Annotated in this window: 13 protein-coding genes; 8 read left to right on the top strand and 5 right to left on the bottom strand. The window is 59.9% G+C overall.

What is annotated here, in order from left to right; translation table 11 throughout:
• Nucleotides 1-58 precede the first annotated feature (58 nt).
• Entirely contained in the window at nucleotides 59-844 is a 786-nt protein-coding gene (locus tag ASG92_RS20845; protein WP_240987234.1) for a DeoR/GlpR family DNA-binding transcription regulator, read from the top strand.
• Nucleotides 845-906: 62 nt separating this feature from the next.
• Here the strand turns inward: ASG92_RS20845 and ASG92_RS20840 are convergent, their stop codons facing one another.
• Complete coding sequence (locus ASG92_RS20840) at nucleotides 907-1,311, bottom strand: carboxymuconolactone decarboxylase family protein (RefSeq protein WP_056632837.1); 405 nt, start codon at nucleotides 1,309-1,311, stop codon at nucleotides 907-909.
• Between the two features lie 1,693 nt (nucleotides 1,312-3,004).
• Nucleotides 3,005-3,913, bottom strand: a complete 909-nt coding sequence (locus tag ASG92_RS20830) for an MBL fold metallo-hydrolase (RefSeq protein WP_056632833.1) — start codon at nucleotides 3,911-3,913, stop codon at nucleotides 3,005-3,007.
• Nucleotides 3,914-4,174: 261 nt separating this feature from the next.
• Between ASG92_RS20830 and ASG92_RS20825 the strand changes: the two genes are divergently transcribed.
• The 5 genes from ASG92_RS20825 to ASG92_RS20805 all read left to right on the top strand — a co-directional run bounded on the left by ASG92_RS20825 (nucleotide 4,175) and on the right by ASG92_RS20805 (nucleotide 9,296).
• Nucleotides 4,175-4,687 carry a tautomerase family protein gene (locus tag ASG92_RS20825; RefSeq protein WP_200952046.1) on the top strand — a complete coding sequence of 171 codons (513 nt, stop codon included), beginning with the start codon at nucleotides 4,175-4,177 and terminating at the stop codon, nucleotides 4,685-4,687.
• A 150-nt stretch (nucleotides 4,688-4,837) separates the two neighbouring features.
• A complete protein-coding gene (locus ASG92_RS20820; protein ID WP_056632829.1) occupies nucleotides 4,838-5,806 on the top strand; it encodes an alpha/beta hydrolase in 969 nt (322 codons plus the stop codon).
• Nucleotides 5,807-5,992: 186 nt separating this feature from the next.
• Nucleotides 5,993-6,532 carry a tautomerase family protein gene (locus ASG92_RS20815; protein WP_200952045.1) on the top strand — a complete coding sequence of 180 codons (540 nt, stop codon included), beginning with the start codon at nucleotides 5,993-5,995 and terminating at the stop codon, nucleotides 6,530-6,532.
• 321 nt (nucleotides 6,533-6,853) lie between these two features.
• Complete coding sequence (locus ASG92_RS20810; protein WP_056632824.1) at nucleotides 6,854-7,669, top strand: alpha/beta fold hydrolase; 816 nt, start codon at nucleotides 6,854-6,856, stop codon at nucleotides 7,667-7,669.
• 241 nt (nucleotides 7,670-7,910) lie between these two features.
• A complete protein-coding gene (locus ASG92_RS20805) occupies nucleotides 7,911-9,296 on the top strand; it encodes an MFS transporter (protein WP_056632821.1) in 1,386 nt (461 codons plus the stop codon).
• Nucleotides 9,297-9,825: 529 nt separating this feature from the next.
• Here the strand turns inward: ASG92_RS20805 and ASG92_RS20800 are convergent.
• The 3 genes from ASG92_RS20800 to ASG92_RS20790 are packed head-to-tail and all read right to left on the bottom strand — an operon-like array spanning nucleotide 9,826 to nucleotide 12,330.
• A complete protein-coding gene (locus tag ASG92_RS20800; protein WP_240987233.1) occupies nucleotides 9,826-10,857 on the bottom strand; it encodes a TDT family transporter in 1,032 nt (343 codons plus the stop codon).
• On the bottom strand, nucleotides 10,854-11,705 hold the full coding sequence (locus ASG92_RS20795) for an MBL fold metallo-hydrolase (RefSeq protein WP_056632815.1): 852 nt from the start codon (nucleotides 11,703-11,705) through the stop codon (nucleotides 10,854-10,856). Before ASG92_RS20795 ends, ASG92_RS20800 begins: the two co-directional genes overlap by 4 nt.
• Nucleotides 11,706-11,739: 34 nt before the next feature.
• Nucleotides 11,740-12,330 (bottom strand): alpha/beta hydrolase, encoded by a 591-nt coding sequence (locus ASG92_RS20790; protein WP_240987236.1) that lies wholly within the window; start codon nucleotides 12,328-12,330, stop codon nucleotides 11,740-11,742.
• 435 nt (nucleotides 12,331-12,765) lie between these two features.
• On the opposite strand from ASG92_RS20790, the gene ASG92_RS20785 reads away from it, so the two are divergent.
• Together ASG92_RS20785 and ASG92_RS27685 are read left to right on the top strand one after the other, a co-directional pair.
• Entirely contained in the window at nucleotides 12,766-13,935 is a 1,170-nt protein-coding gene (locus tag ASG92_RS20785) for a thiolase family protein (protein WP_056632812.1), read from the top strand.
• A gap of 724 nt (nucleotides 13,936-14,659) precedes the next feature.
• On the top strand, nucleotides 14,660-14,996 hold a 337-nt coding region (locus ASG92_RS27685), incomplete at both ends, for a flavin reductase (RefSeq protein WP_240987232.1).

Raw genomic sequence — 14,996 nt, 5'->3', positions numbered from 1 at the left:
AGGCTCCGAGCCGGCAACCGTGATTTCAGGCAAAAGCGCGGGCACGAGGGGAGCGGCCGTGGGCAGTCCAATGATTCCGGAGCAGCGGCAGAAGGAGCTGCTGCGCCTCCTCCGGACGGCTGGGGTCCTGAGCATCCGCGACATCACGGAACTCCTGAGGGTCTCGCATATGACCGTGCGCCGCGACATCTCCAACCTCGAGGCGAGCGGCCACGTCGTAGCGGTCCAAGGTGGAGTCCGCCTCGCGGAGAATTCTGGCACCCAGCCGCCGGCCGAGAGCTCGTCACGCTCTCAGCTCAGCCTGCCCCGCAAGCGGGCCGTGGGCGCACTCGCGGCTGCCCTCGTCGAAGACGGCATGGTCATCTTCCTCGACGCGGGAATCATGTGCGAATTGGTCGTCCCGTTCCTAGCCCCCCGCAAAGGAATCACCGTCGTGACGAACTCCTACTACATCGCGGCCGCTCTCTTCGACTACCCACAGATCGAGACAATCCACACGGGCGGCACGATCGACGTTGATAGCCGCTCGAGCAGCGGCCCCTTCGCTGCCGCGACCCTTCCCTCGGTGAACCTCGACCTGTGCTTCCTCAGCAGTCAAGCTTGGGACGTCGAGCACGGGGTCACCACGATGTCGGCAGAGACGGTTCTCCTCGAGCGGGCGGCGCTCGACGCGGCGTCCTCGGGCGTCCTGCTAGCAGACAGCGAGAACTTCGGTTCCCTTGAGCGCTTCAACATCGTGCCTCTGGCGAAGCTTCACGCTACAGTCACGGACTCCGACCTCGCTGAGTCGACGCGGCACGCGATCCAGGACCTTGGCGTAGGAATCCACATCGCCGAGATCTGACTCCCCAGAGCCGCTATGCCCTTCGCGAGCGGTGTCTGCGGCTCTGGAGAGCGTGGAAAATGTCAGCTGTTGTTCTCGGCGTTGTACAGGATGATGGCCCGTTCGGCGACACGGAATGATTCCAAGGCGGCTGGAGCGCCGCAGTAGACCATTGCCTGAATCAATACTTCTTGTATCTCCTTTTCGGTGACACCGTTGTTGAGTGCTCCGCGGACGTGGCCGGCGAGTTCATGGTTTCGGTTCAGAGCAGTCAGCATGGCGAGATTCAGCATGCTGCGGGTTCGGAGATCCAGACCTGTTCTAGTCCAGATCCTTCCCCAAGCGAAATCTGTAACGAGTTCCTGAATGGCTCGCGAGAAGTCACTTGCTTCCTCAAGAGACCTTTGGACATGTTCTTTCCCCATCACTTTTTCTCTGATGGCGAGGCCTGATGTGACAGCGGTGTGGTTTGCGTCGAGGTTCGTCAATTTTGTGTCCTTACTCTGTCGTCTGTATTGCATCTGGGGCGTAGGTTTTGTGAGCTCTCTGCTAGCTCAAAAATCCTCGCGAAGGCAAGTAATTTCGTTACCGTCTCGCACTCCCAGCGGAGGTGCATGTGACTGACTCCGCTCGCGACTAGGAGCCGCGTGGACGTTACCTCGCGGGCCACCTGAATGACTTGATAAGGGGTCATCCGGCAAACACCCGGTTGCCAGTAACCGGGCACTCGTCAGCGCGGGACGATCAAGCTATTCCCTAACGGGCGCCGAGGACTGGTAACTGGTCCTAAAGAGGAAAACTGCTGTTATGCAGGACTCGTCCCTGCAAGGGCTTTGAAGAGTGGCGCCCAAGCGTCATCTAAGGGTTGGGATATCAGCCCGGTTGACCGTGACGCTTCGTTGACTCCCGAGCCTGGTGCCGGAACGCCGCGACCAATGGGTGCACGAGCTGATGCCGGCGCTGTTGTCTGATGATAACTCTCACGAAACTCCCCTGGAGTCATGGCAAACTCGTGCTTGAATATGCGGCTTAAGTGACTAGCGTCGAAGAAACCCCACCGGTGTGCAATCGTGGCGACCGGTTGGTTGGACGTGAGCAAGTCGCGCCTGACCGCCGCGAGTCGATGGGCACGAACAACCGACCGGACGGTGTCACCTGTTGAAGCGAAGGCTCGCTGTACCGTTCGCGGAGAGACATTATGTGCTGTGGCAATGTCCTCTACTCGGAGGGTCCTGCATTGAAGATGCTCGCTAATCCATTGCTCAAGACGCGGCCGAAGCATTGGCAGGAAGTCGCTGCCGCCAGCGTTGGCCTTGTTACCGAGGACCAGTCCGGCAATGAGCGAAAGCATCGCGTTACGGGCACCTTCCAGTTCCGACTGCGACATGCGGGTGTATTGACGGTCGATCCCGCGCAGTAGATCTTGGAGGATCTGTGCCAAGGGGCTGTCGGCTGTCCGGAGCATCAAGGAGTCCGGAATACTTGTTTTGGCAAGGAATGGAATGAGGGCGGACGAAGGTATCCTGACGCTCGTCTTCCGCACGAAATGCGGAATGACAAACTTGCCAGGTCCGCGGGTGTCGGCCAGAAGCACGGTCCCGGGCTGGAGGACCGCGCTTCCATACGCCGTGTCTATGACTTGTTTTCCCGCAGAGACCGTGAAGAGCAGCAATGCCTCCTCACCTCCACGTCCGTCCTTCGCGCTGCGCACCCCCTCGATGGGCGGAGAATCCCAGTCCGTGATCAGGATGTCCCCAAGGTCGCGCTTCAGGAACTTCCCTGTACGTTCGGTTGCTCCAATCGACTTTAGATCCATCCTTGCGATGCGCTCATTTGCTTCGATCCTCCAATGAGCATCAAACTCCGAGTTGGTACGGAGAGTATTTCGCAGGTTTGACAAAACGGCCCTTTCCACATTTCTCTTCGCCCCGGATTTCTTGTCTGTGACCGCTGGGCGGGACGTTCCAAGGCATGCAGGATAGTCTCGAACCCGAAGGATTTACCTTCAGACCTCCACCTCGGCTCCGACATAACCATAAGCTGAATGGCTATGTTAGGGAAGAGTACATGAGTCGGGCCTGGGAGGGTGGATGCCCTACCCCTGGGCGATCCGTTGCTGCGGTACATCCGGAGGCAGGGCGTCATGTCTCAACGTCTGGAGCAGAACAGTAACTAGTTCACCTATCTCCCGGCACTTACGAGGAGTTCGCCGGAATCGCGGAGTGCTATCGCACTCTGGGCAGAGAACTGAAGTGTCCACAGGTTTCCGTGATGCGGATACTTGGCCACCATAACGCGGGTGAGTTCTTCGGCGTCCTTGGCATTTTGATAAGCGGCAGCGAAATCCTTAATGTAGGCCCGGGTAGTGGAGAGCATGTCAGTGACGGCATAGTCATCGCCGTCGGGCCGTCGGTGACCACTGACGATCATCCGGGGATTGAGGCCCTCCACAAGATCCACTGTTTCCAGCCAGTCCTCCCATTCTGCGGGCGTGGAGAGTCCGAGCATTGGATGGATTTCGTTGTAAATTGAGTCGCCTGCCACAACTAGGCCGATGTCAGGCACGTGGACCACGGTGGTTGGATGGATGTCAGCCTGCTTCACCTCAATGATCTCCACCAGGGTCCCGTCGACATGCAGTGTGTGGCCTTCCAGAGGATCGGGAAGGGGCCCGGGCGTCACGCAGGCGTCGCCGAACAACAGATCCCACTGAACCCGTTGCTGCTCCATTGTTTCTTTGATGGCCTCGACAACGTGGGGAAGCGCTACAGCTCTTGCTTCGGGGAAGCGCTCCAAGAGCGGTCCAAAGCCCAGATAGTGGTCGGCATGCGCGTGGGTGAGGTAGATCGTCGTGAGCTTCTTGCCCGAGCGCTCGATCAGGTCCCCGAGATCTTGAACGTCCTCTTTGAGGAATAGCGCATCAACGAGGATTGCCTCCGTAGGGCCGCTGATAAGAGTGGCCGTGGTGGGGGAGAAAGTACCCGTTGGGATGCCGGGAAACTCGCGGGCAGGGATCTCGGGCCAACGGCCGACGTAGACCGTCGCACGGACCGGCGGGCTTAGCTTCGAGGAAGGGGCTTTGCTGCTCATTATGACCTCCAGTGTGGTTGGCGGCTCCGAACGAGGCGCCACAGTTGCCACGCTACGGATGAACAACGAGTCCCTATAGGAAAATCGCGTCCCTCAGTCGCATATGTGCGCCAAGGTCAGCCATGGAATCAGGAGGCGGTTCAAGTCAACGAGGCGCAGTTGTACATCACCTTGACGCGCTGGTCCCAATGGCGCAGTCACGAGCGGCTCTACGGTGATGAAGATCACGATTGCAGTGCTGCTAAGCCTGCAAAGGGGTCCGTGCTCACCCATGCAACACCTACAAAGGAGAAGGAGGAGCCTGGAATGCCATTCTGGGAGATTTACACACCCGAGGACGCTTTGACCGATGAGGACAAGGAGGCGCTGACAGAACGAATCACGTCGATCTATGAACTAGTCAACCTGCCGAAATTCTACGTAGTGGTCGTGTTCCACAAGATGCCACGAAACAGCATCTACGTCGGAGGCGAAGCCGCAAACAATTTCATACGCATCCGCGTTGACCACATCGCCCGCGCCATGAACGAGCACATGGTCGTGAACGGGATGCCCGCCGGAAGCTTCACCACCGAACAGATTCGGGCGTACTTCCACAATCTGGCCGAGGAGATGCTGGCACCCTTCGTGAAAGAGCGCGGCTATGACTGGGAGATTCACGTCGACGAAACTCCTGAGGATCTTTGGCGTGTGCAAGGCCTCGTCCCCCCACCCGGAGAATCAGACTTCGAGAGGCTCTGGCGCAAGGAGAACCGTCCCGTCCCCTACTACTGAGCAGCCCGATTCCAAGGTGTAGCGCAACGCCGCGAACAGCTCTCTTTACGAGGGCAGGCTAATCGTCACCTTCCACAGACCCTTGGACTTCGGGCCAACAGGACTGCAACTGACCCACCAACTGCCGACGAGTTAGATCAGGAAACACTTGTGAAAAATAGTGAAGCATTCGTGAGAAGAGATATTGAATTCAAGACAGAGGACGGAACCGTTCTTCGCGGCTACTTACACGCAGAACCGAACGTCGCCGCACCCTGCATCGTTATGGCCCATGGGTTCGGCGGGATAAAGGAGCATATCGACCACTATGCGGCTGCCTTCGCGGCATCCGGTTTCACCGTGATTGTCTACGACCACCGAGGCTTTGGCACCTCAGAGGGCAAGCTTCGCCTTGAGGTTGACCCCTATGTGCAGATGGCGGACTGGCGAGACGTGATCACACAAGCTACAGAACTTCCCGAGGTCGACGCCGCTACCGGAGTTGGCCTCTGGGGATCCAGCTTTGCAGGAGGGCTCGCCATGGTGATCGGCGCCAACGACCCCAGGGTCCGATGTGTCGTTGCCCAGATTCCACAGGTAAGCGGGCACTTGAACAGCCGGCAGATGTTCAGCGTTGAGCAGAGAGCCGAACTCGAACGGCGCCTCGCGGCCGACCGCCGCGGCCGGGTCGCCGGAGAAGCGCCTGAAATGATTCCGGTCTTCTCCTCGGACCCCAACACGCTCTGTGCCCTTCCTCCGATCGTCGAGCAGGACTTCATCGACTTCGCTCTGCAGGATTCGCCGTCATGGAGTAACGAGGTGACGCTACGATCCGTAGCCCACTTGCTGGAGTTCGAACCAGCCGGATGGATGCCTCACTTGGCACCGAAGCCCTTGCTGATGATCGTAGGTCGGGCTGATACCTGCACCTTCCCGGAAGTCCAGCTGGCAGCATTCGAGTCCGCGCGTCATCCGAAGCAGGTTCTCGTCCATGAAGGCGGTCACTTCGACACCTACACGGACCACTTCGAGCAATCCAGCGAAGCCGCAACTTCCTGGTTCTTGGAGCACCTGCGTGATGGCGAGGAGTTCCCCTCAATGGCTGCTGTTCCAACAGCTGTGGTACTGGGTACGCATTAGTGGATCACGCGGCCACCGCGTTACAGCACGCAACTGGACTTGGCCGGAGTGTGCCTGAATCGCGCACTGTTCAACGAGGCGCAGTTGTACATCACCTTGACGCGCTGGTCCCAATACGGCAGTCACGAGCGGCTATACGGTGATGAAGATCACGATTGCAGTGCTGCTAAGCCTGCGACGGGGTCCATGGTCACCCATGCAACACCTACAAAGGAGAAGGAGGAGCCTGGAATGCCATTCTGGGAGATTTACACACCCGAGGACGCTTTTACCGATGAGGACAAGGAGGCGTTGACTAAAGGAATAACGTCGATCTATTACGACTTGGTCGATCTACCGAAGTTTTACGTCGTCGTCGTATTTCACGAGATGCCCCGCAACAGCATCTACGTCGGAGGCGAAGCGGCGAACAATTTCATACGCATCCGCCTTGACCACATCGCCCGCCACACGGTTGACTACATCGCGCACCACACGAACAAGAAAACGATGGTGAACGGAATCGCCCTCGGAAGCTTGACCTCGGACCAGCTCCGGGCAGACTTCCACGAGAAGGTAGAGGAGGTGCTTGTGCCGTTCGTGAAAGAGCGCGGCTACGACTGGGAGATCCACGTCGACGAAACTCCTGAGGATCTTTGGCGTGTTCAAGGCCTCGTTCCGCCACCTGGATGGTCCGAGTTCGAAGAGCTCTGGCGCAAGGAGAACCGTCCCGTTCCTTATTACTGAGCAACCCGATTTCCAAGCTGTCAGCGGACGGCCGCGGACCGGGTCTGATCGCGAGAGATCGCCGACCGTAGCTCCCAAGTCCAGTTCCGGCAATATCGCTGGTGGCTCGGGAATCAATAACAGTTCGGGCAAAATGCTCGGCCGGGTTTTCCGGTCGAGCATTTTTGCTTGCTGGTAGGGAAGAACGAGATACGTGCGGTATTGCAGACGTCGCTGATGGAGGGGTGCTGACCATGCCGTGGCCGCGGTACGACGCCGTCGAAATATGCAAACCATTGTTACTTCTGTCACACTCTGATAGGTTCATCTGCTGTGGAAACGATGATGATTGACTCTGGTAGCAATGTTCAACTCGAGATTCTCGCGTCCGGCCCTCCGGGCGGGATCCGACCCCGTTCTGCTCTTCTCTTTGTGCATGGCCTCGGTCATGACGCCACGTGCTGGCGCAACTGGATGCACGCAGCTTCCGAGGATGGCTATGCGGCGTACGCGGTCTCGCTCAGGGGTCACGGCGGCAGCGGAGGAAACCTCCGTTCGGCGCGGCTGAAGGATTATGTTGAAGACGTCCTCCGCGCGGTCGAGACTGTCGATGTTGATGAGATCGTCTTGGTAGGTCACTCACTGGGTGGCCTGGTGGTGCAGCGGGTGTTGGCAGTTCAGCCGGCGAAGGTGAGCGCGGGCGTGCTCGTTGGCTCCATCACTTCCGGTCCGGCCTTCGGGACCGTTTTTTCGGTGCTGAGAAGCCACCCATGGCAAGCGATGCGGTTTCTCGCGGGTCGAAGCCTTCGGCTGCCGCCGGACATGCTGTTCGAGCGGATGGGCACTGAAGAGGCGGCCGAGATCTCCCGATCCCTTTGCGGCGAGTCGCCTTGGGTCCAGTACCAGCTGCTTTTCCACCTTCCGTCGAGGGTGAAGTCTGAATATCCGCTTCTGTCCGTCTACAGCAAGCACGACCGAATGGTGCCAGTGCGGTCAGCGCGCGCAACCGCACGGCGCTACGGCGCCGATAAGCGGGAGCTCGCCGGGATCGGGCATGACATGATGCTCGACGGCGGCTGGGAAGAGTCCTGGAGCGTGATCAGTGACTGGTTGAAGGCGGTCATGCCCATCTCCCAAAAGGCGAGGCAAAGTGGTTGAGTGCCAGGACGCCGAAAACCATTGCTTGAAAGAGCTGTATAGCCTAAGCTTCTTTCAATCGCAGAGTTCACCTTGTGTCCCCGAACACACTTGAGGGTTCGGTTGCCATGAGCTAAGGCACAGGGGAACAACCTAGACGGCAATCGCTCATGGAAGGCTGCGTGCCCCGATCCACGAGCATTACGAGCTTCGCATCAGCTCACGCAGGCCAACGACGGCGTGCATTAGAAAGGCAAACAACATGGCAATTGCCAACGAGGCGTCAAAGACGACCGGCCTCCGGACCACGGCATCCTCCCGCTTGACCGTTCAGGAAATACTCAATCAAGCGCCGCTTGGCAACAGACGGCGCGTGATCATCCTTCTCGGGTTCCTGACCATGACCCTTGAAGGAGTTGAAATCGGCCTGTGGGGATTCATCTACCCCCAAATAGTCACCCAGTGGGGTACCTCGCTGGCAACAGTTACCACCATGGTGACGCTGGGAGTTGTGGGGCTCACTGTCGGTTCTATGGTTGCCGGCCCGCTGTCTGACCAGATCGGCCGAAGGCTCCCGATTATCGTAGGCACGGCAGGATTCGGACTCGCCACTTTAGGCGGCGCGCTGGCACAAAACGACCTGACGTTAGGAATCTTCCGGGTGATGGCATGCCTGTTCCTCGGAGCGGTGATGCCTCTGGTCATCACGCTCGTAGCGGAGTTCGCGCCTGAAAAGCGGAAGGCTGCCATTGTGGCCATCACGTTCACCGGTTTCCCACTGGGGACAGTCATCACCGGCTTCCTGGCGTCAACCATTCTTCCCACCCTGGGCTGGCAGTGGCTGCTCGGAACCGGAACAATCCTGGCATTGGTTCTCCTGCCCGCACTGGTATGTGGCCTCCCGGAATCAACGGTGTTTATGATTCGAAGGGGAGGCCGGACAGAAAACGTGACGAAGGTACTGAGTGCCATCATTCCCGGTTTCGACATGAACACAGTGGATCTGACGGGCGCACCGCAAGCTGGCGGCGCCAAGCCGATTGGAGGTGTCAGGACTGTACTGTCCAAGAAACTTGTGGTGGTATCGCTGCTCATCTGGCTTTGCTACTTCATCTGCGCCGCAGTGGTTTATATGTTCCTGAACTACCTGCCGCTGATCGTCAAGCAACTTAATATCAACGCCGCCGGCACAGGCAATGTGGTGTCGATGTTCGGCATCGGCGGTGTGATCGGAGCTTTGGCCATCGGTTTTGCCATGGAGAAGCTGGGCAAATATGTATCCCTCGGTGCGGCCTTCACTTTGGCCGCCGGAGCGGCCTGGATCCTTGCATCAGTCAACCTGACCTTGCCCCTGCTGCTTGTTCTGGGCTTCACCATCGGCGTTGTGCTGGTGGGTGCCAACAGCGGCATGAACGCACTGAGCACATCGGTTTTCCCCACTGAAGCCCGCGCAACCGGCGTGTCATGGATGCACAGCTTCGGCAAGGCCGGTTCCATCGTCAGCGGTCTGCTGGGTGGCGTGATGCTGGGCGCAGGATGGGGCGTGGACCAGATCTTCTTCGCCTTGGCCATTCCGCTCCTGGCCGGAGCTGCGGCCGTGGGTGCAGTCAGGGCGATGACCACACGCCGTTCACGTTCAGACTCATAAGGCAGCCTGTATTTACCGACCCTGATCGTCGCAGGGTCACTGGACTGCAGCGATACTGAGTCCCAATTCGAGCCACCTTGCTCCTGTTCCAGAGCAAGGTGGCTCTGCTGTTTGCCGAGTCAGCCGGAGGTAGTTGCGGTGACTTCCGGACGGGGGTACAGCCGGCATGCAAGCTGAGTTTTGGGCGATGAAAGCCCGATCTCCGTCGCGCTTCAGGTTGCCTCTCCAGGCGTAGTTCGCTGGCAGCGCCTCCGGCAGGCGCCGACGGGAGAAGCGAGTGGCGTCCCGCACCGAAGCTGCTCGGGGCTCGATTACCCCGTGCCGCAGTCATGCCCCACTGGCCAGTGCACTGAACACACAAAGGACCTCCGAGTGGAGTTGGACTCTCTACAAGTCCCGCTCCACTCGAAGGTCTTTCCTTGTCACCCCTGCACGCTCCCACTGTTTCCCACAACTCAAGCCCCGACGTCGGACATCGAGTTAGGCGCCTTCGCGCGGACTTTGCTCTGGTTACGGGTGCGCCGAAGCGTCAGCGCCGTCTCTTGGCCGGCGAACCATGGACGAGCGTCCGTATTCCGATACCAAGGACAAAAGCCGTGGCAAGGCCTAAGAGGGCCCAGGAGATGAGTTCCGAGCCGGCGACGCCGAGGGTTCCGAGCCATCTGATGCCGTAGTTCGCCGACGTTGACACCGGGAAGGTGAAGATCCAGAACGTCAGCGAAAACGGCAGGCTGGCGTACTGGGGAATCAGAACCACCTGCATCAGAATCATCATGAGGAGGATTCCCGTGAGTCCTAACTGGATGATTCCGGAACCGTCCGTGCGGATGACTATCCAGGCAACGCAGGCCGTTGCGGGGGCGGCCAGGTATCCGGCCAAGACGGGCTTCAGGTCGTCCGGCATTTCAATCCCTGCCATGAAGCGTACCGTCACCACAGTCCCGATCATCAGCCAGAAAAAACCACCGGTTCCCCAGGCAGCGACAGCCGCTTGGGGCCAACCCATGGTGGAGAAGCCGATGCTGGCGATGAAGGGACCTGCAGCAACTGGAAGCAGGTAACCCGGGTGAACCCATTCCAGGGTCACTCCACCGGTCACCCAATGGACCAGAAGCCTGGCTCCGAGGAGCGTGAGAGCGATGATGAAGAACAGGCACAGCGCGGACCAGAACACCTTGTTGTACTCGATGTAGTGACTGCTCAGGAGGATGCCCACCAGGGGAATGAAGGACGCCGACGGGCCCGTTCCGGGGTGTCTCAGTTCTTTGTCGAAGTTTCCCTTGGACCTGTACCGGAAACTCTTCGCCAGATACCAGACAAGCAGGACGGACCAGATGGCGGCACTGATCCCGTAGAAGACTTCCGCCGGCCACACGGGGGCCTGAAGCGTGAGGCGGGCTGCCTGCCAGGCACCCCCCAACCCGATGAAGCCCAGGGGAACGGCAAACAGGTTGAAGGGGTGCGTCGGAGGCTTTGGCGGAAGCTCAGTGAGGAGATCGGGCTCCCGTGCTTCCGAAGCCGTCGCAACGGGCCCCATCGTGGGCGCCGGACGACTGGTCAACTCAGCAGTTTCAGGGCTGCACCCCACAACGCACCGGGGTTGATCCGATCAGGATGAAGCGTAAGCATTGCCGAGAAGAACTCCTCCGGCGTTGGTTCCTCGGCCAGGAGCTTTGATGCGTCCAAAAGGTAGCCGCGGGTTTCCTGGATCTGCCCGGGCAGATCGGGCAATGCGGGGTTCTTGTGCCCGGCCACCACGAACTTTGGCTCGAGGCTCTCCGCGATATCAAGCGCTCGCAGCCAGGCTTCGAGACCCCCGTCCTGCGACTCGGTCAGGTAGGGGTGGACCCCGTTATAGACGGCGTCCCCGGCTACCAGGAGCCCGATGGAGGGAACGAACAGCATGGTGGTGTTGTCAGTGTCGGTATGGCCCACTTCAACGATCTGCAGTTCATGACCCTCAAGTTCAAACGACCCATTCTCGACTGGCTGGGTCACTGTTGTGGTGGGCGGAATCTGGTCCGGGAAAATCGAGTCCCAGAAGGAGGAGCGGAACCCGGGGGAGCCGTGCATGGCCATCTCCTGGAGCGTGCCCGGGGTTGCCAGTACTGTGACGCCCGGAAACCGCTCTGCGAGGGGACCTGCGCCGAACCAGTGGTCACCGTGGCCGTGGGTGATGTAGATGTGGCTGAGGTTCTTTCCCGATGCTTCAATCCAGTCCCCGACCCTCCGCGTCTGGTCCACCGTCATGGGCGGGTCCACCAGCACGGCTTTCTCCTGTCCGGAGATCAGTGTTGAGGACAGCGGCGACCAGATGCGCGGGTCCCCATTGGGTAGCGTCCCTCGTCCTGTTTGGGGCAGAGTGCCGGAGACGAAGACGTCGTAAGCCAGCTCGGGTGTGCGTTGCATAGTATGTGTCACTTTCCCTGAAATTCGTGGGGGCTTAGAGATGCTGCAAAAACCAGTTGAGGGCGGCCGAACTTGAGTCTTCAAAGTTCTCGACGTACGGCTCGAAGTGGCCGCCTGGAAGGATCACGAGGGATTTGGGCTCCTGGGCCTGTTCGTAGGCTTCGAGGGCCAGGTCCGTGCCGGTCAGTTCATCGTCTTCGGCGACAATGAAGAGCAGCGGCTTCGGCGACACCCTTGAGGCCCAGACCCCGGGCTCGTAGAGACGAGCGGCACGGGTGGACTGCAGTGTCACGGTGTTGTCCCAGCCGTATTCTTCAGGGCCGGGCTGTGTGTAGAAGCCGACGGCGGAGGGTAGCCGGTACGCAGCAGGCTGGCTAGGGTCACTGCTCACCACCGCGATCATCCTCGGTGCCTTACCCGCGGCCTGGTCCCGCTCGTCGTCGATGAACGACTGTTCCAGCGCAGTCTTGGCGTCGCCTACAGCGCGGCGGGAACCAGCCACATGGCCGTTGATGGCGGGCACCTGAGACACCACAGCTTTGAGCCGCTGCTCCGTAGCCCCCAGAACCAGGGCGTGTCCACCGGAGTAGCTGGACCCCCACAGGCCTATGCGGGAGGCGTCCACTTCAGGCCGGCCCTCCAGATAGGTCACGGCCCGGCGCCAGTCCTTGATCTGCTGCCAGGGATTTATGNNNNCCCGGGCCATCGGGAATGTAGAGCCAAGCGCGAAGCTTGATGCCACCCTCCGCCGTGAATTCAACATCGAGTCGTTCTGCCATGAGTCTCTCTTTTCTCTCCGGCGCTGGTGGCCGGGTATGTGTGACAACCGCGGGAGCCACGCCGCGCGCCGCGGGGAATCGTGAATCAGTTGCGTGGTGGTGAAGGGCCTGCGTCCTGGCTTCCCAAGGGGGCCCAGGGTTTTTGCAGGAGTAAGACGTGAAATAAGCGTACAGCGTTAGGCTCTGTCCAGCAACAATTTTTTGACGTATGCTCCTTTCACGGCCGCGGGCCGCCCCCCATTCCTGATTTTCTTCACCGATGCACAACGAAAGGCAGAAGCATGACAAGCAGCTTCATTTATGACGGGATCCGTACCCCCTTCGGAAAATTCGGGAAGTCATTGGCGGGCATCCGCCCCGACGATTTGGCATCCCATGTGATCCGCGAGGTAGTGGGCAGGCAACCGGGGCTGGAAACGCACAGGATCGATGAAGTAATTCTGGGCAACGCCAATGGTGCGGGAGAAGATAACCGCAATGTGGCACGTATGGCTGCGCTGCTCGCTGGGCTTCCCACCTCGGTGCCTGGCGTCACGGTTAATCGCCTGTGCGGCTCCGGCCTCGAGGCTGCCATCCAGGCGAGCCGAACGGTGGAAATCGGCGATGCCGACCTCATTGTTGCCGGCGGCGTCGAGTCGATGAGCAGGGCGCCCTGGATCCTCGCAAAACCCGAGCGGGCGTATCCTGCCGGTCCTGAAACCCTGCACAGTTCGACGCTGGGCTGGCGAATGGTCAACCCGAAGATGAGTGAGGCCTGGACCGTCTCCAATGGCGAAACCGCTGAAATCCTCGCCGACAAGTTCGGCATATCAAGGACCGCGCAAGACCAATTTGCCGTTCGCAGCCACAAGTTAGCCGCCAGGGCCTGGTCGGAGGGCATCTACGACGACGAAGTGCTGCCGCATCCCGATTCGCAGCTGAATACGGACGAGGGCGTTCGGGCCACCTCCTCCGAGGAGGCCTTGGCCGGCCTGGAACCGGCATTCCGTGACGGGGGCTCCGTCACTGCAGGTAATTCCTCACCGCTCAATGACGGGGCGGCGGCCATGCTCATCGGCCGTGAAGGCGCCTTGGAAACGGAACCCCTGGCACGGATCGTTTCCCGCGGGGTGGCGGGCAACGACCCAAACATTTTCGGCATTGCTCCCGTTGAGGCTGCCAACCAGGCACTTGCCCGCGCAGGCAAGACCTGGCAAGACGTCGACGTCGTGGAACTCAATGAAGCCTTTGCGGCCCAGAGCCTGGCGTGCCTGCAGCTTTGGCCTGACCTGGATCCGGAGAAGGTGAATATCCACGGGGGCGCGCTGGCCCTGGGCCACCCGCTGGGCGCGTCCGGCTCCCGGATCCTGATCCACCTCGCGCGGGAGCTGAAACGCCGCGGGGGAGGGGTCGGAGTTGCTGCCATTTGCATCGGAGTGGGACAAGGCCTCGCCGTTGTCCTGGAACGCTAAAGCCGCGATCCCTGCCGGCAGCACCAACTTGAGGCGTGTTCGCAAATTTCAGACCAAGGCTCTTGAATGAAATAGGTAAAGCGGATACGCTTACTTCAGCTGATTCCACAAAAGCTCAAACACTTCCACCACCGCAGGCCGCGCCGATGCGGCCCTAGGTCGCGTTTCCATCCCGGAACGCCCCCCACTCATTCACAGGGAAAGATACAGGCCCTTCATGATCATCAACAGCGCAGATCTCGACGCCGTCGACTCCTACAAGCTCCTCATCGGAAGCATCATTCCCCGGGCGATCGCCTGGGTGAGCACCATCTCTGAAGAGGGTGTGGCCAACCTTGCGCCCATTTCCTTCTTCACGGCGGTGGGACGAAAGCCGCCGATGGTGTCCATCTCGCTGCAGCCACGCTCAGACGGCAGGACCCTCAAGGACACGTTCGTCANCTTGCGCCCATTTCCTTCTTCACGGCGGTGGGACGAAAGCCGCCGATGGTGTCCATCTCGCTGCAGCCACGCTCAGACGGCAGGACCCTCAAGGACACGTTCGTCAACATCCGCGAAACGGGGAACTTTGTGGTCAACGTGGCCACGCTTCCGCAGGCTCACGCCCTGCACTCCTCCGCCTTCGAATTCCCCTCGGGAATCGACGAGTTTGAGGCGGTGGGGCTCGAAAAAGAGGCTTCACAAGCCGTGACGGCACCCAGGATCTATATTGCCTGCGCCGATNAACGTGGCCACGCTTCCGCAGGCTCACGCCCTGCACTCCTCCGCCTTCGAATTCCCCTCGGGAATCGACGAGTTTGAGGCGGTGGGGCTCGAAAAAGAGGCTTCGCAGGCCGTGACAGCGCCCAGGATCAAAGACGCCCCTATCGCGATGGAATGCATCGTTAACCGCATCATTCCCGTGGGCGACATGAATGATCACGTTGTCTGGGGCGAAGTTGTCCGCTTCCACATCAAGGACGAGCTGTACCTGGAACGGGGCCGGATTGACACGGCGGCGGTCACGGCTGTGGGCCGGTTGGCGGCTGAGTACACCCTGGTTGAAAACGTGTTCACTACAC

The sequence above is a fragment of the Arthrobacter sp. Soil736 genome, from assembly GCF_001428005.1.
GTDB lineage: Bacteria > Actinomycetota > Actinomycetes > Actinomycetales > Micrococcaceae > Arthrobacter.
The sequence above is the reverse complement of the archived record's forward strand: the minus strand, read 5'-3'. Positions and strand labels throughout refer to the sequence as shown.